At 65.2% G+C, this 15444-nt stretch carries 15 protein-coding genes and 1 tRNA gene; 7 read left to right on the top strand and 9 right to left on the bottom strand.

Annotated elements, in window-relative coordinates; all coding sequences use genetic code 11:
• Window positions 1–58: 58 nt before the first annotated feature.
• Window positions 59–1591: a DEAD/DEAH box helicase gene (locus I2488_RS07295; protein WP_196275148.1), complete on the bottom strand. Its 1533-nt coding sequence runs from the start codon at window positions 1589–1591 to the stop codon at window positions 59–61.
• 327 nt (window positions 1592–1918) lie between these two features.
• Between I2488_RS07295 and I2488_RS07290 the strand changes: the two genes are divergently transcribed.
• Window positions 1919–3229 carry a M20/M25/M40 family metallo-hydrolase gene (locus I2488_RS07290; protein ID WP_196275147.1) on the top strand — a complete coding sequence of 437 codons (1311 nt, stop codon included), beginning with the start codon at window positions 1919–1921 and terminating at the stop codon, window positions 3227–3229.
• The gene (locus I2488_RS07285; protein WP_196275146.1) at window positions 3226–3414 is read left to right on the top strand and encodes a DUF1289 domain-containing protein; all 189 of its coding nucleotides are present in this window, start codon (window positions 3226–3228) and stop codon (window positions 3412–3414) included. Before I2488_RS07290 ends, I2488_RS07285 begins: the two co-directional genes overlap by 4 nt.
• Here I2488_RS07285 and I2488_RS07280 read toward each other — a convergent pair.
• Window positions 3387–4706 carry an alginate export family protein gene (locus I2488_RS07280; RefSeq protein WP_343071006.1) on the bottom strand — a complete coding sequence of 440 codons (1320 nt, stop codon included), beginning with the start codon at window positions 4704–4706 and terminating at the stop codon, window positions 3387–3389. The two genes, I2488_RS07285 and I2488_RS07280, sit on opposite strands and share 28 nt — an antisense overlap.
• Window positions 4707–4995: 289 nt before the next feature.
• Here I2488_RS07280 and I2488_RS07275 point away from each other — a divergent pair, with 289 nt between their 5' ends.
• Together I2488_RS07275 and I2488_RS07270 are read left to right on the top strand one after the other, a co-directional pair.
• Complete coding sequence (locus tag I2488_RS07275; RefSeq protein WP_196275144.1) at window positions 4996–5571, top strand: TMEM165/GDT1 family protein; 576 nt, start codon at window positions 4996–4998, stop codon at window positions 5569–5571.
• A 37-nt stretch (window positions 5572–5608) separates the two neighbouring features.
• Window positions 5609–6097 carry an MmcB family DNA repair protein gene (locus I2488_RS07270; RefSeq protein ID WP_196275143.1) on the top strand — a complete coding sequence of 163 codons (489 nt, stop codon included), beginning with the start codon at window positions 5609–5611 and terminating at the stop codon, window positions 6095–6097.
• 12 nt (window positions 6098–6109) lie between these two features.
• On the opposite strand, the gene I2488_RS07265 is transcribed toward I2488_RS07270, so the two are convergent.
• A complete protein-coding gene (locus I2488_RS07265; protein ID WP_196275142.1) occupies window positions 6110–6526 on the bottom strand; it encodes a hypothetical protein in 417 nt (138 codons plus the stop codon).
• A 118-nt stretch (window positions 6527–6644) separates the two neighbouring features.
• Here I2488_RS07265 and I2488_RS07260 point away from each other — a divergent pair.
• Window positions 6645–6721 (top strand) — tRNA-Arg (locus I2488_RS07260).
• Between the two features lie 226 nt (window positions 6722–6947).
• Here I2488_RS07260 and I2488_RS07255 read toward each other — a convergent pair.
• Window positions 6948–9137, bottom strand: coding sequence for a GumC family protein (locus I2488_RS07255; RefSeq protein ID WP_196275141.1), 2190 nt, complete (start codon window positions 9135–9137; stop codon window positions 6948–6950).
• A gap of 97 nt (window positions 9138–9234) precedes the next feature.
• Window positions 9235–9951, bottom strand: a complete 717-nt coding sequence (locus I2488_RS07250) for a polysaccharide biosynthesis/export family protein (RefSeq protein ID WP_196275140.1) — start codon at window positions 9949–9951, stop codon at window positions 9235–9237.
• Window positions 9952–10242: 291 nt separating this feature from the next.
• Here I2488_RS07250 and I2488_RS07245 point away from each other — a divergent pair, with 291 nt between their 5' ends.
• Window positions 10243–10845 (top strand): hypothetical protein, encoded by a 603-nt coding sequence (locus I2488_RS07245; RefSeq protein WP_196275139.1) that lies wholly within the window; start codon window positions 10243–10245, stop codon window positions 10843–10845.
• Here the strand turns inward: I2488_RS07245 and I2488_RS07240 are convergent.
• Window positions 10831–11319: a glycosyltransferase gene (locus I2488_RS07240; protein WP_196275138.1), complete on the bottom strand. Its 489-nt coding sequence runs from the start codon at window positions 11317–11319 to the stop codon at window positions 10831–10833. The genes I2488_RS07245 and I2488_RS07240 overlap by 15 nt on opposite strands.
• The gene (locus I2488_RS07235) at window positions 11316–11762 is read right to left on the bottom strand and encodes a glycosyltransferase family protein (protein ID WP_196275137.1); all 447 of its coding nucleotides are present in this window, start codon (window positions 11760–11762) and stop codon (window positions 11316–11318) included. The genes I2488_RS07240 and I2488_RS07235 overlap by 4 nt, the downstream gene beginning before the upstream one ends.
• Before the next feature lie 115 nt (window positions 11763–11877).
• Here I2488_RS07235 and I2488_RS07230 point away from each other — a divergent pair, with 115 nt between their 5' ends.
• Window positions 11878–12807 carry a PDZ domain-containing protein gene (locus I2488_RS07230; RefSeq protein ID WP_196275136.1) on the top strand — a complete coding sequence of 310 codons (930 nt, stop codon included), beginning with the start codon at window positions 11878–11880 and terminating at the stop codon, window positions 12805–12807.
• A gap of 11 nt (window positions 12808–12818) precedes the next feature.
• On the opposite strand, the gene I2488_RS19530 is transcribed toward I2488_RS07230, so the two are convergent.
• Together I2488_RS19530 and holA are read right to left on the bottom strand one after the other, a co-directional pair.
• Window positions 12819–14216: a sugar transferase gene (locus I2488_RS19530; RefSeq protein ID WP_425492382.1), complete on the bottom strand. Its 1398-nt coding sequence runs from the start codon at window positions 14214–14216 to the stop codon at window positions 12819–12821.
• A gap of 201 nt (window positions 14217–14417) precedes the next feature.
• Window positions 14418–15440, bottom strand: coding sequence for a DNA polymerase III subunit delta (gene holA / locus I2488_RS07220; RefSeq protein WP_196275135.1), 1023 nt, complete (start codon window positions 15438–15440; stop codon window positions 14418–14420).
• Window positions 15441–15444: the final 4 nt, after the last annotated feature.

Genomic DNA, 15444 nt, shown 5'->3' with positions numbered 1-15444 from the left:
TGCCAAGGTTTCAAGCGAGAGGACAGCCCTGCCTTGGGGCAGGGCTGTTCCCGGACCCTCAGCTCGCGCGGCGAACCTTGTGCTTGTGCGCGCCCACGCCCGGCGCACCGCGCGGACGGAAGCGACGCGGCTTGCCCGCGTCCTCGCGCTCGCCACCGTTGAGCGTGGCTTCGAGCACCGGATTGCGCACCGGACCGCGATCGGCAGCACCGCCGTCACGACGCTCCTGACGCGGCGAGACGTCGCGCGGACGTCCATCACGGCCCTGCGCGCGGCCGCCATGGGCCTGGCTGTCGCGGCGCTGACCACCCCGGCCCTCGCCACCACGCCCCTGACCTTGGCTGCCACGGCCACTATTGCCACGCGCATCGCGGGCATCGCGGCGCGCATCCTGCTCCATTTCCGCAGGCTTGCGGCTGGGGGCGGGCAGCTTGGCGGCTTCGGCCATGAAGTTTTCGGGCAGGCCCAGCGTGTCGATCTTGACCCGCGTCAGCTTCTCGATGTCCTTGAGGTAGGGCTTCTCGTCCGGCGCGCAGAAGCTGATGGCGATGCCGTCAGCCCCGGCACGCGCGGTGCGGCCGATGCGATGGACGTACTGCTCGGGCACGTTGGGCAGTTCGAAGTTGAACACGTGGCTCACCCCCGAAACGTCGATCCCGCGCGCGGCGATGTCAGTGGCGACCAGCACCGGGCACGAACCCTGACGGAACGCCTCGAGCGCGGCGGTGCGCTGCGCCTGGCTCTTGTTGCCGTGGATGGCGCGGGCGTCGATCCCGGCGGAAGTCAAGTGGCGCACCACGCGGTCGGCACCGTGCTTGGTGCGGGTGAACACCAGCGCGCGGTCGAGCTCCTTCGAGGCCAGCAGCGCACGGATGCGCAGCGTGAGCAGCGCCTGCTTCTCGGCCTGGTTGATGAACGTAACGTACTGTTCGACGCGCTCGGCCGTGGTCGAGTTGGGGGCGACTTCGACGCGCACCGGATTGACGATGAACTGCTTGCCAAGGTCTTCGATCGCCTTGGGCATCGTTGCCGAGAAAAACAGGCTCTGGCGGGTCTTGGGCAGCAGGTTGGCCACGCGCTTCAGCGCATGGATGAAGCCCAGGTCCATCATCTGGTCGGCTTCGTCGAGCACGAAGATTTCGGTGCGGCCCAGCGTCAGTGCGCGCTGGTCGATCAGATCGAGCAGGCGGCCCGGCGTGGCGACAAGGATGTCGACGCCCGGCACCAGACGGCGGGCCTGCTTGCCCACCGGCACGCCGCCGAACACGCAATCGACCGACATGTTGAGATAGCGGGCATAGCCCTTCATGTTGTCGGCAATCTGCGCGGCCAGCTCACGCGTCGGCGAGAGCACCAGCATGCGGCACGAGGCCGGCTTGCGCGGCTGCGGATTGGCCGCCAGGCGGTGCAGCGAAGGCAGCGAGAACGCGGCGGTCTTGCCGGTGCCAGTCTGCGCGATGCCGAGCAGGTCGCGCCCCTGCAGCAGGGCGGGGATCGCCTGGCGCTGGATCGGCGTCGGGTCGTTGTAGCCCTTGGATTCAAGCGCACGAAGAATGGGTTCGGCAAGGCCGAGTTCGGAAAAATAGGACATGAATATGCTTTCGTCGGCGCATCGGCAGAATGCCGACGCGCGAGGGAGTTCGCTTGTGCGCACGCGCCAAGACGGCACGAGCGGGGTCGATCGTGCGACCCATGCGTGAAAGGGGAAGCGGGCGGGGCAATGACCGTTCGTCCGGGGCGGATTTCTGCTTCGAGAGCGAAATCTCACGCCAGCACCCGGATTGCAGCGGATTGTCCGCCGCCGGTCTTGCTGCGCTGCACATAGGGGGCACCTCCCGATAAGGCAAGGAAATTCGGGCAAAAGGCGGTTGCAAGGCGCCTTCCACCTCGCCAACGTGCCCGCAAAAGGAGTGGGTCGATGCGTTTCACGTCTGGTCTGATGGCTGCTCTTGTGCTCGTTGGCAGCACCGCACATGCCGCGCCAAAGGGGGCCGAAGCGAAGATGGCCGCGACGGTCGACGCCGAGCAGGCCCGCACGCTCAAGTTCCTTGAGACCATGGTTAACCAGAACTCGGGAAGCCGTAACCTCGATGGCGTGCGCAAGGTGCGGGATATCGTCGTGCCGGAGTTCACCGCTCTGGGCTTCACCTCGCGCTGGATTCCGATGGAGCAGACAGGACGAGCCGGGCACCTCGTCCTCAGCCACAAGGGCCGCAAGGGCAAAAAGAAGCTCCTGCTGATCGGACACCTCGATACGGTGTTCGAGCCGGACTCCCCTTTCCAGACCTATGTGCGCAACGGAGACAAGGCCACCGGCCCCGGCGTGGGTGACGACAAGGGCGGCATCGCCGTGATTCTCGCCGCCGTGCGCGCCATGCATGCGGCGGGAACCCTCAAGGGCGCCAACATCGAAGTCTTCCTCACAGGCGACGAGGAGGAGGCGGGTTCTCCCACCCAAGTCGCTCGCGCCGACCTCGTCGCTGCCGCAAAGGCCGCCGATGTCGCGCTCGATTTCGAAGGCCTCTCCCGCGAGAACGGTCTCGACATGGGCTCGATCGCCCGCCGCTCCTCGCAAAGCTGGGCGCTCACCATCGAGGCGAAGTCCGGCCACTCCAGCGGCGTTTGGGGCGCAAGCGCGGGCGACGGTGCCATCTATGCCGCAGCGAAGATCGTGGACGCCTTCCGCACCGAACTGCCCGAACCCTACCTCACCCTCAACGTCGGCCTGATCGCCGGCGGGGCGGAGGCAACTGTGGCGGAAGACAACGCCCATGTCTCTGCGCAGGGGAAAACCAACATAATCGCCGGCAAGGCCGTGGCACGCGGAGATCTGCGCACCCTCTCGCCTCAGCAAAACGCCGCCGCGATGCGCAAGATGCAAGCCATCGTCGCGCGCAGCTATCCCGGTGTGACCACCGCAAAGATCGAATTCAGCGAAGGCTATCCGCCGATGGCTCCGACCGAGGGCAACAAGGCGCTGCTGGCCCGGCTCAACCAGGTCAACACAACGCTCGACCTGCCGCAGATGCAGCCGCTCGATCCGATGAAGCGCGGGGCTGGGGACATCAGCTTCGTTGCCGAATACGTCGACGGCCTCGTCGGCCTCGGCCCGCACTCCACCGGCGATCATGCGCCGGGCGAAACGGTCGATGTCCCCAGCATCTGGACCCAGGCCAAGCGTGCGGCCCTGCTGATGACCCGGCTCTCGGCGGAGAAGTCTGCGCGGTGACCGAAGCGCACCCGCCCAGTCCCTGCACCGGCGTCTGCGAGATCGACCGGGCGACCGAGGTCTGCCGCGGTTGCCAGCGCACGCTTGGCGAAATCACGGCATGGTTCACCGCCACGGCGCAGGAGAAGCACGCGATCCTCCGTGCTCTCGCCGCCCGTCAAAGCGTCAGCGTCAGGTCCACATAGCCGTAGGTGGTGTTCCCCGTCGCAGGCGCGTTAGGTGCATTCGTCAACAGCCGACGCTTGAGCAGCACCGCCGCGCCGCCATCCACCTGAAGCAGCCCCGGTACGATCCAGTGCCGTACGCGCCCCTCGATCTGGTGTCCGCCAAGGTTGCCCGAAGCCCCGCTCGCATCGCGCACGCCCGTCGCGGCAAACTGGTCGCGCCGGTTCTCCGCCCAGGCCGTGCGCCAGGCCATGAACCCGTCGGTCCGCTTGGAAGGCGTCACCTCCAGTCGCAGCGAGGGCGAGACGATGTTGCTCCGGCGGAATGGACCGTACAGCCCGTTCGGTCCGAACTCGAAACGCCGCGCCGAATAGAGCGCGTCGAACCGCGTGAACTTCCCCGCCTTGCCCTTGTCGCCGCTCGCCGCATCGAACATCGCCACCACGCGCGGGCTCCAGCCGCCTGCGAAGGTGTATCCGGCGTCGGCGTGGACGAACCACGCAAACACGTCGAGGTCCGTCACGTCCGCCGCGCCCGCTGTCCGCCGCGCCTTGCCGAACTGCACCGCGCCTTCGATGTCGTGGTCCCAGGCGCCTGCCTTCGCCTTGACGAAGTGCCGCGCCCCCACGGTCCCGATCCGCCGGTTCGCGGTCGCCAGCTTCGCGCTATCGCGCTCGACCAGCCCGAACGCGTAGGGCTGCAGCGTGCCGCCCAGCACGTTCGGTAGTGTGCCGTGTCCGCCGAAGAACATCACGTCGAAGCTCTCGCGGTCCCACTGCACCTTGTCGTCGCGGATGCTTGCCGCATCATCGGGCAGGCGCTGGTGCGGCAGCGCGAACATGAGGTCAAGCTTGCGCCCCTTGCCCCCGTCCAGCGCGAGCAGCGCTCCAGTGAAGGCATTTGTCGTGTTCCGGAACCGCTGCCGCGCCACCATGCGCCGGTTGCCGAGGTCGAGCGTATAGCGCCCCAGCGTCAGCGCGCTCTTTCCTGCCAGCTTCACCGCGACATTGGCCTGCACCAGTTCCAGCGCATTGACCTCGCCGCTGTTGGCTGATGACCGCAGGTCCTGCCCCCAGGCGCGCGCGTCCCACACCTCGGCATTGAATCGTACCGGCCCGGCATCATAGCTCGCAGCAAGCTCGGTCCTGAGCGAAACCATCGTATCGGTTGCCGGAGCGGGCAGGGGGCGGAACTGCCCGCCGATGGATTCCACGCGCAGCCGCGCCGATGCAGAGAGTGTCCAGGGACTTTCCTCGGCCTGTGCGGGCGGGGCAATGCAACATGCGACGATGGCAAAGGCAATGCGCTTCACGACGGGGTTCCTTTGGCGCGCCCGTCGTCGGGTAGCGCTCCGGCGCGCCATAGCTCGCTCTTGCGCCGCACACCATACGCAGCTAACGGCCCTCTCACGTCACTTGGGGAGTAGCCACCGCGTTTCGCGGCCCTCAGCGTCAACATGCTTGGTCGAGAGGCCATGGCGCAGGCGGCAGGACCTTTCTGGTCCTCCGGGCGAGACCAATGACAGCGAACCCATCGTCCGGGCCGGGCGGAGGGGCACGTTGTCGTTGGCCTGATCGCTCCGCCCGGCCCCGGAAATCATGATGTTCGAAGCTCTCACCACCTCCACCGCGATCGTTGCGCTCGCCGAAATCGGCGACAAGACGCAGCTCCTTGCGATCATCCTCGCCACGCGCTTCAAGCGCCCGCTGCCGATCGTGCTCGGTATCCTCAGCGCAACGCTCGCCAACCACTTCCTCGCCGCGCTGCTCGGCGCAACCGCCGCCGCCTATCTCGATGGGCAGTGGTTCCGCTATGCCGTGGCCATGGGCTTTGTCGCCATGGGTCTGTGGACGCTGGTTCCCGACAAGATGGACGAGGACGAAGCGCCCAAGCCCTCGCGCCACGGTGCCTTCCTCACCACGCTGGTCGCCTTCTTCATCGTCGAGATGGGAGACAAGACGCAGATCGCCACGATCGCGCTAGGCGCGCGCTTCAACGACGCCATCGCGGTGACGATGGGGACGACGCTCGGCATGATGATCGCCAACGTGCCCGCAGTGTTCTTCGGCAACGAACTGATCAAGCGTGTGCCCCTGGATGTCGTGCGCATGATTGCCGCCGCCCTGCTCGTTGCGACGGGCGTCTGGCTGTTTGTGCAGACCCTCGGCATCTTCTGAGGCTTTACGCGTTCGACATTTGTTCTAGAGTGGCGGCATGATCGAATCGGCCGCCACTGCTCCTGACGTGATCGAACGCGAAGCCCGCGCCGTGGCGCGCGGCATCTGCCGCCTGTTCGCGCGCAACGATATCTGGTGCCTGCCCGAAATGCCCTTGCGCTCGGGCAGGCGTGCAGACCTGATGGGGATCGATGCCAAAGGGCAAGTCGTGATCGTCGAGATCAAGGTCAGCCGCGCCGATCTCCTCGGCGATGGCAAGTGGACCGATTATCTCGACCATTGCGACCGGTTCTACTGGGGCCTTGCCCCGCATCTCGATCGCGCCGTTCTCGAAACCGAAGACTTTCTGCCCCATGCCTGCGGCGTGATCGTCGCCGATGGCTACGATGCCGAGATTCTGCGCCCGGCGCCAACTATCCCGCTCGCCGCCGCTCGCCGCAAGGCTGAAGTCGAACGTCTTGCCCGTGCTTCGCTGCGGCGCCAGCTGGTCGGCCTTGATCCGCACTGCGCCACCTGGGGTGGTTGAACGGGAGGGAGTTCAGGCCCGCCGCTTGATGCCCAGAGGCGGCACCAGTGCAAGCAACGCGGCCCGCGACGCAACGAACTCCTGCCATAGTGCCGCGGCCGCCGGTCGAGGGGATTGCCCGCGGGCCGAGACCGCCAACAAGGCTGCGAGCCCCGGTTCCATGATCGACGCCAGATCGTCCACGCCCTGCTTGGCCAGATCGTAGCGCCAGCCGCCGGTGTCGCGCATGATCGCCGGGAAGTTTCGCACATCGGGCTTGCGCATCTCCGGCTGAAGTCCGGCCAGGGTGCAGACCAGAGCGGCGGCATCATGCAATGCCGACCATTTCATCGACATCGCGTTGCCCGCCGCATGGCCAAATTCCACCCGACCTGCCTGCGGCGGCGGTGCGCTGCGCGAATCGTTCGTGGACGTCGGGATCCCGTTCATGCCCCCCGGCCTAGCCTGCAACAGGTTCCCAAATCGCTAAGCCGGATGCCGCGAGGCAGATCGACGCGAAAATCGCTGGCAAGGCCGCCAAGGCGCTGCTAGGTGCCGTCTCGGCCCTGCACCCGTAGCTCAGCTGGATAGAGCGTTGCCCTCCGAAGGCAAAGGCCACAGGTTCGAATCCTGTCGGGTGCGCCATTTCCCATTCCGAGTTGCTGAAGTGATTTGTCGCTTACGCCTCGACGGTGGAGCGCATGAGCCTGCGAGTCCACCGCTTTCCGGCCGACCTCCGGATTCCGCTCTGCCCGAGAAGCACAGCCAAAGACCCGCAACGCCTGACTGCGAGAAGGAGCGCGCCAACGGAAAGGCCCGCGCAAACCGGTCGGTCTGCGCGGGCCCTTGGTCGTCAGCCTTCGCCGGTACGTCAGTCCTTCGAACGTTCGCCGTAGGCGTAGTACTGGTAGTGGTAGTCGTAGGACATGCCGGCCTCGGCGGCGCGATACTTGGTCAGCACCACGCCGGCCATCCGCGCGCCGGCGCTCATCAGGCGTCGAACCGCCGTCTTGGCCTGACCGTAATGGGCGCGGTTGGCTTCGACGATGAACACGGTCGCATCGGCAATGCGCGACAGCAGCGGAGCGTCGGCAAGGCCCATCACCGGCACCGAGTCGAAGATGATCAGCGAATACTGTTCGCGATACTTCTCGACGAAGTCGGTCAGCACCTGCGACGAAAGCAGTTCCACCGGGTTGACCTTCGAAGGGGCAACGGGAAGCACATCCAGATTCTCGGGCGTGTTCGGGATCAGCGCATCCTCAAACCGCACGTCGCCAAGTAGCACTTCGACGAAGCCGCTCTTCGGGCGGGTCGTGCCGAACAGCGCGAACAATGACGGCTTGCGCAAGTCGGCGTCGATCAGCAGCGTCTTGCGTCCGAGTTGCGCATACTTGCGGGCGATGGTCGACGCGGTCAGCGACTTGCCTTCCGATGGCTCCGAACTGGTCACCTGAAGCACGCGATGGTTGCCCGGCACCGCAAAGTCGATCGACGAGCGGATCGAGGAATAGGCTTCCATAAGGATGCTGAAGGGATCGTTGATCTCCTCGATCACGTCGCGGTCCGAAATGTCCGGCGTATAACCGAGCAGTGGCAGGCCGAGCTTGCGCTCGACGTCCTCGGTGGTGCGCAGGCGATCATCGAACGCTTCGCGCAGCACGGCGATGGCCAGGGCCAGGGCCGAGCCGAGGAACAGGCCGATCAGCATGTTCTTGGGCAGGTTGGGCGAAACCGGTCCACCCGGAACCTGCGCCGCATCAAGCTTCGAGCTGGTGCCGGGCTTGAGGTTGGCCGCTGACGAGATCTCGTTGTAGCGGGTAAGCAGCGATGCCAGCTGTGTGCGCTGCGCGGTCGCCTCGCGATCGAGCATGTTGTAACGCACCCGGCGATCCTGCTCGTCGAGCGTCTTGCCCGAAACCTTGTTGAGTTCGCCTTCCAGCGCCTGCTCCTGGCGCAGGGCGATCGTGTAGTCGTCGCGGATGGCGCTCTTGATGTCGTTGCTGGCCTTGTTGATCTGGGTGGTCAGCGATGAAACCTGCGCATTCAGCTCGCGAAGCCGGGGGTAGCTTTCGCCATAACGCTGGCGCAGCTGCGAAAGCTCGGTGATCGCCTTCGAGCGCTCCGCAATCATCCCCTGAATCGCATTGTTCTGCTGCACTTCCGGCAGTTGCCCCGCAGGCACGCCCGAGACGGCGTTCCAGCGCTGTTCGGCGGCAATGCGCTTGGTGCGGGCGGCGGTATAGGTTTCATTCACGGTGGCAAGGGTCGCCACCGTGACCGTCTGCGACGTATCACCGTCCGTTGCCGACGAGGCCATCGGCGCCTGTGCAACAATACCGTTGGCTTTTGCGTAGGCGTTCGCTGCTTCTTCGGCGTTCTGGACGCTGCGCTGCAGCTTCTCGATCTGGCCCTTCAGGTAGTTCTGCGCATAGACGTTGGTTTCCAGCGCACGGCGCAGGTCTTCCTGCACGAACACATCGGCCACTGCGTTGGCAACTTCCGCTGCCAGCTTCGCGCTGGGAGAGGTGTAGGTGATGGTGATCACCCGGTTTTCCATCGGAACGTCAACCTTGACGCCACCTTGGACCATCCCTGCGGCAGCCTCTCGCCGCTCGTGCTTCCAGTCCTTGTCGCTCATCCCGTCGGGACGCTTGGTCGCGAAGTCGCCCAGGAAGTCCTCGCGCGTGTCGAGCTTGCGGGTGTCGACCACCTGATAGGCAATGCGGCGGCTGGTGATGACTGTCGCCTGCGTCTGCATGTAGCGGTCGATTTCGTTGACCGGCACCTCGGGTTCGAGGTTCTGGCCGTCGACGATGTTGCTTGTCAGCGGATCGATGCGGACCGTGGTGGACGCACTGTAGAGCGGCCGGGTCAGCAGGGTGATGACCAGCGCCGCGACCAGTGCCAGCGTGATGATGCCGATCAGCATGAACCGCTGGCGATAGACTATGCCTCGGATCGTAGAGAGGCTCAGCATGCTGCTCAGCCCACCGCCCATTTCACCGTCATCAAGCAGCGCATGCTCCGGGTAAGAGCGGCTTTGAAGGGCAGTGGTCATGCAGGATAATACCTTTTCCAGAATCCGTCCTTGCCGGACCGGCGCATTGTCGCCGCAAGGCGGTGGGCGCAGGTTTCAGGCGAGTCGGCTCGGCTCATCAGATGTTGGTAAACAAGGCGAAGGCGGGCAGGGTCTTGATCAGGTCCTGCCAGAACAGCGAGAGGCCCGAAGTGCCGACGACGACGCGATCGGTCGGCATCAGGATCGGATCAAGCATCGTGCCCGACCGGACTGCGCCGTAATCGAACTTCGCAACTGCCATGCCGCGCGCAGTCTGACGGAAGATTGCCACTTCCTTCAGCTTTGCTTCGCGTTTCAGGCCGTTGGCCAGGGCGATGGCGCCCGAAAGACGCGTGCCCGGCTTGAACGGATACATGCCGGGCTTTTCGACCGATCCCTCGACGGTCACGACATGGGAGCCGAACTGCATCACGTTGACCGAGACCTTCGGGTCCACGAGATCACCTTTGGCAAGCCGCTCTGCCACCGTGCGCTCGAGATCGCGCGTGGTCATCCCGTCCACCTTGATGGAGCCGAGCAGCGGCAGCGAAAGCATGCCGTCGGCGCCAACAGGGATGTTCTCGACCGAGAGGTCCGGTTCGCGGAATACGATGACCGATACGACGTCCGAAGGGCGCAGCGTGTAGGTCGATGATTCGATCCCGGAATAATCCTGCTGGCCAAGTTCCGCCGAGGGAGTCTGATCGACCAGGCCGACTTTTGCCACCGGGCCGGTGCTGCAACCGGCGATCGTCAGTGCCAGCGCACCTGCCAAAGCGGTCCTTGCAGTGCAGCGAGCCATTGTCTTGTTCATGCCTGCTTTCACCTTGCGAGACCTGTCTGGGAAATAAGTATTCTCGGCATAACCCCCGCATCTTGCGAGCGCAAGGGCCGGCCAGATGGCGCGGGACGGCAATTTTCGCGTGTTCTGGACAGTTTGTTATGCATTTATTAACCTCGGACCCGAGTTTTGGGCCGGGTTGTGGCCTTGCGCCCGCAACCAGGGCCAAATGGACTTGCGGGCGCGTAAAAAAGTCTCATGGCTACTGCTCGGAAAACTTGTGCTGCGCTGCAGCATTCTACGCGTTGAGGAACGTTGTTCAAGATGTCGTATTCGTCCGGTATTCTCGGCGGCATTGCCGTGATGCTCTACCTCGTTGCCGCGCTTTCCGCGCTGCGCAGCATGCTTGCGGCACGCGAAGCGACTGCCGGAATGGGCCTGCCACAGTGGCATGCGCGGGTCTGGCTGTTCGCCGGTGTTCTTTTCCTGCTGCTGGCAGTGTCGCGCCAGCTCGGCCTCGAAGAAGCCCTGCGCGCAGCAATGCGGGGAGAGCTCCGCGCCGAGCGTGCCTACGATGATCGATGGGACATCCAGTCTATCACTGCGGCGATCCTCGTCGTGGTCGCATCGCTTTCGGCAATGGCCGGCGCCGTATGGACCTGGCGCAGCGGCATCCTGCAACGTCCCGGCCTTTCGCGGATCACCCTGCTCGCGGTGATCAGTTGCGGCGCGATGCTGATGCTCGTCGCCCTGCGCATGGTCTCGATGCACATCATCGATAGCGTGCTGTACCGGGGGCCGCGCCTCAACTGGATTGTCGATATCGGATCGACCCTGGCCGTCCTCGGCTTGTCGCGCCATTATCTCGTGTCGTTGCGGACACGGGCGCGACAGGGTGGCCGACGCAAGCATTCAGATCTCGCCTGACCGGATAAAACGTTCCACCGCAGCAGTCAGGCGCGAACGCCGTTCCGCCAGATCCGAGGCGACCCCGCCCATCTCGCTCTCCAGCCCCTTGGCAATCGCGGCGCGAAGGTCCGCTTCCTCGTAAGCAACGCCGATGCCGGGACGTCCGTCAAGCTGGCCAACCGTAGCCAGCTGGTGGTCGTTGCGGTGTTCGCCGAAGCTGGCACGGCGCGGGAACAGTACCAGAGGCTTGCCGAACTTCTGCGCGGTCAGCACCGTGCCGATCCCGGCGTGCGCGACCAGGAGACGCGTTTCGCGAATCAGCTTGTCGAACTCGCTCGGCGCGATGCTTTCCAGCGTCTTGATGTTGCGCGCCTGGTAGGTGCCCTTGCCGGTCTGGGCGATGACCGGCATGCCGAGTTCCGGCGCGATCTCGTCCATCGCCCTGATCAGGCGATCGAAGCCCAGCTGCATGCCGACGGTTACCAGAATCACAGCAGGCTCCCTGCAAAGCCGGGGCGACCATCGCGCTCGAGGTGTTCCCATTGGGTGATGCACCGCGTCGAGAAGATGCGGGAAAGCTTGCCGCACATCGAAAGCTGCTCGGCATTGGCGACGCTGTCGATCCACAGCGTCCGCGCGCCGATCAGGCGGGCCAGCGCAATGCAGAAGAAGCCCGGCGCGGCCCCGGTCGAGATCACCACGTCTGGCCGGAAGCGCAGCACGAGCCGGGCCGCCGCAACAAGGCACATCAGCGACTTGAGCGGCTGGTTCTGGTTGCAGTCTGGCAGGATTGTCGCGTTCGTGATCCCGGCGCGCTTGGGCAGGTCGGGGTGCGTCGTGGCGAAGTGGACGTCAAACTGCTCGAGCATCGGGCGAAGCAGCATCATCTGCTCCCAATGGCCGCCGGCCGATGCCGCGGCAAGAACCTTCGTCATTTCAAACTCCAAACCGTTGCGGTCGAACGCAAAAGGCTGTCGCATCCGCTTTGCCAGCGTTGGTCGAAAAGGGTAAGCGCTTCAATTCGAAGCTGTATGCCAAGGAGACCTGACAGTGGCGAACCTGCGCCGCCGCGCGATGACTGCCCCCTTGGCGCTGTTGCTGACGCTCATAGGCACGGCGCAGGCGGCCACCGACATGGCCTGGCCGATCCGCCTGCGCCAGGACATGGCCCGCGTGATGCAGCAGGAATGGCAGTTGCGACAGGCAGCAGGCAGCCTGTGCCCCACCAGCGCGCGCGACAGCGGCGTGCTGTTCGATGACCGCCGCGCCTACGCCGCCAATGACTGGCCCCTGCTGGCACGGACGCTGGGCATGGGCGCGCGTCCGGTCGTTGCCGCGATTGCCGCAGGCGGTCCGGCAGACCGCGCCGGATTGCAACCCGGTGACGAAGTCGTCGCAATCGCAGGCCAAATGGTCGAAGCGATTGCGACGCGGCGCAAGGCCGGTGCGCTGGTCGGCGAAGCGCTGCTGGACGAGATTGCCGAGGCCCCCGGCGACCAACCCATCGCCTTCGACGTGCTGCGCGCGGGAAAGCCCCTGCATATTCAGGTCCGCCCGGTCCGCCATTGCGCCGCGCGGCTGGTGCTGGTCACCGATCGCGGCGTCGATGCTCACAGCGATGCCCGGAACGTCGCCATCTCTACCGGCCTTGTCACCTTCGCGCGCAGCGACGACGAGATTGCGCTCGCGGCGGGGCATGAACTGGCCCACATCATCCTGCGGCACCGCAAGGGCGGCGGCATCTCGGCGCGCCGGTCCATGGAGGACGATGCGGACTCGCTCGGCCTCAGGCTGATGCACTGTGCGGGTTACGATGCGACCAAGGGCCTTGGCCTGTTCCAGCGTCTCGGCAAGGGTGATTGGCTCGGCTTCCTGCGCGCGCCGACCCACCGCAGCTTTGCCAAGCGGGTGGCCCGGCTGCAGGCTGAAGTGCCTGGCCTTACCTGTCCGGTGAGCGCGGCATCGCTGCATCGTGGGTAAGCGGCCGTCCCTCAAAAGGCGCGGTCGTGCACGAGGACGCGCGCGGTGTTGACGATGATCTTGAGATCGCGCCAGATCGTCCAGCCGTCGAGATACTCGAGGTCGGCCTGAAGTCGGTCAGCCAGATCGTTTTCGGTGTCGGTCGCACCACGGAAACCGCGCACTTGGGCAAGGCCGGTCAGGCCCGGCTTGAGCGAGTGGCGCAGCCAGTAGCGGTGGTCGACTTCCCAGAACAGCTTGTCGCCCGCCAGTGACCCGATCGCGTGGGGACGCGGACCGACGATCGACATCTCGCCGCGCAAAACGTTGAACAGCTGCGGCAGCTCGTCGATGCTGGTCCGGCGGATGAAGCGCCCGATGCGGGTGATGCGATCATCGTCCTTGCTGGCCGAGCGATTGCCCGAAGCGTCGAGCTTCTCGACCCGCATCGAGCGGAACTTGAAAATCGGGAAAAAGCGGTTGCCGCGACCTGTGCGCTTCTGCACGAAGAAGATCGGGCCCCGGTCCTCAAGCTTGATCAGCAAGGCCACAAGCAGCAGCAAGGGGGCCAGCGCCAGGACGGCACCTCCCGCCAGAGTCAGGTCGAGCGCGCGCTTGATCGCGCGGGAGCGCAAACCAAGCGGTCCGCTGGCAACGATCAGAGCGCCGTAATCGCGGTCGCGCCGCGCGCCGATCACGCCAAGCTTGCGCACTTCGGGATCGACGATCTCGCCCGAAACGTTGGCGCTCTTGAAAACCAGCGCCCACGATGCGCGCCGATCCGGCGGGCAGGTGACAAGCACGCGGTCCATGTTGAGCATGTAGAGTCCGAGACGGTCCATCATGTGCGGATCGCCAAGGTCCGGTGCCAGATGGTGTTCGCGCGCGTCGATATGAAAGGCGTACGGAATGCGCAGCGAAGCACCGCCGTCATCGATAAGCAGCGTGTTCAGGGCCACTTCGCCGCAACGCGCACGAATGAGCGGGCGCAGCAATGCCCGTACCCAAAGCAACAGCGCCAGGCTGAAGGCAAGGCCGAGTATTGCCGAAACGCGCGAGAAATCCTCGGTGCTCTTCGTGGCAAAGCCTACGAAAAGCAGCACGGATTCCGCTCCAAGCAGTGACAGTGCCGAACGGCCGCGCGCGAAGTTCGGACGGCGCAGTGCCGGTAGTGTATAGACCTGCAGGCCGAGCGCGATCGTCCAGTAGATCGGCAGCATGACCTGACTGTGCAGCAGTGACGCCGGATCGGCGAAGTTGCCCAGATAGAGCCAGCTGGCAGCGCCGAAGCCGCCGATGATGGCCAGGCCATCTGCGAGGAGCAGGGCGACGTAAAGCTGCAACCGGCGCTGTTCAAGCGACGGCGCGAGCGGAAGCGTGATCCGCTTGCGCCCTTGCGACTGGCGCATCTCGTCTGCCGAAATGTGCATTGTCATCGCGTCCAGTTGCCCCTTCAACCATGAGCGGCGGGACTTTGTACCTTGTCCGCCGACGGCCTTGATCGAATCTCTCTAGCGACCAATGCTTTTCTTATTGCACTGCGCAAAAATACCTAGGGTTCATCCTATGGCAAGCGCCTTCGTGCCCTGATGTGACGTACGCCACACCGGGTGACGGAATTCCGCCACGCTTCACCGTGCTGCGGCGCGCGCGATCTCCGCAAGTCCTTGGGCGAGGACCAGTTCACCGTTGCGGTTGTCGGCAATGAGTGTGCGGTGCAGCATGACGAGCCGCTCGCACAGGCGGATGAGCCGCGGCCCCCGCCAGCGCTTCAATTGCTGGGTCAGGTCTGCCCGGTCGCGGAAAAAGACGCGCCGCGCGTCGCTTTCCTGCTGCATGAACGCGTTGATGTCGCCACGCTCGCCGAGCCGCCCCGCCAGTTGCACGAGCTGCCCGGCGCGCCTTTCGAATGCCAGCACCAGTCCGACCGGGTTGATGCCCTGCTCGCGCATGCGCGCAAGTTCGCCGGGAATGCGACGGGCCTCACCCCCGAGCACCGCATTGACCAGCGGCATCATGCCGTCGTCCTCGCTTACCGCGCAGACCTCGTCGAGATCGGCCGCGCTCGCCGTGCGCGGCGCCTGCGGGCTGGCGTCGAGATAGAGCGCGATCTTCTCCAGTTCGCTGCGCGCCATGCGGGTATCGAGCGCGGTCGCCCGGGCAATGCGCTCCGAAAGCTCGTCGGTCAGGCGCACGCCCATGCCGTCGGCCGTGCTGCGGATAGTGCCGGCGACCGATTTGAGGTCTGGCGGATGGAACATGCCGACAAGCGCATCAGCCCGGTTCTCGAGCAGCTTGGCAATGCGCGACTTGTCGGTGGCCGAGCTTGCGACGATCAGGACCGGCCAGCCATCGACCGGGCTTTGCAGCAGCGTTTCGACAGCATCGTAAGCGTCGTCACCGGTCGCGCGGACATGAATTATCCGCCTGTCGCCGAACAGCGAGACCGAGCGCGCCTCGTCGGCCAGACGCACCGGATCGCGCTTCAGCTCGGCGCCGCCGAGATCGACCTTTTCGGCCTCGCCCAGCATGCCGGCGATTTTCGCCGCGGCATCGCTCGCCCCGGACTCGTCCGGTCCGCAAAAATAGAAGATGCGGCAGTCCTTTACCGCGCGTCCCGCACTTGCCGCAAAGTTCTTCTGGGTGACCTTCACGCGG

This window comes from Novosphingobium jiangmenense (genome assembly GCF_015694345.1).
In the GTDB taxonomy this organism is placed as follows: domain Bacteria; phylum Pseudomonadota; class Alphaproteobacteria; order Sphingomonadales; family Sphingomonadaceae; genus Novosphingobium; species Novosphingobium jiangmenense.
Note: the sequence above shows the minus strand (reverse complement) of the source record. Positions and strands in the feature narration are given on the sequence as shown.

Coding starts and splice junctions, on each gene's coding strand:
- I2488_RS07295 (WP_196275148.1), bottom strand. CDS start 1,591: ATGTCCTATTTTTCCGAACTCGGCCTTGCCGAACCCATTCTTCGTGCG.
- I2488_RS07290 (WP_196275147.1), top strand. CDS start 1,919: ATGCGTTTCACGTCTGGTCTGATGGCTGCTCTTGTGCTCGTTGGCAGC.
- I2488_RS07275 (WP_196275144.1), top strand. CDS start 4,996: ATGTTCGAAGCTCTCACCACCTCCACCGCGATCGTTGCGCTCGCCGAA.
- I2488_RS07270 (WP_196275143.1), top strand. CDS start 5,609: ATGATCGAATCGGCCGCCACTGCTCCTGACGTGATCGAACGCGAAGCC.
- I2488_RS07265 (WP_196275142.1), bottom strand. CDS start 6,526: ATGAACGGGATCCCGACGTCCACGAACGATTCGCGCAGCGCACCGCCG.
- I2488_RS07255 (WP_196275141.1), bottom strand. CDS start 9,137: ATGACCACTGCCCTTCAAAGCCGCTCTTACCCGGAGCATGCGCTGCTT.
- I2488_RS07250 (WP_196275140.1), bottom strand. CDS start 9,951: ATGAACAAGACAATGGCTCGCTGCACTGCAAGGACCGCTTTGGCAGGT.
- I2488_RS07245 (WP_196275139.1), top strand. CDS start 10,243: ATGTCGTATTCGTCCGGTATTCTCGGCGGCATTGCCGTGATGCTCTAC.
- I2488_RS07235 (WP_196275137.1), bottom strand. CDS start 11,762: ATGACGAAGGTTCTTGCCGCGGCATCGGCCGGCGGCCATTGGGAGCAG.
- I2488_RS19530 (WP_425492382.1), bottom strand. CDS start 14,216: ATGCACATTTCGGCAGACGAGATGCGCCAGTCGCAAGGGCGCAAGCGG.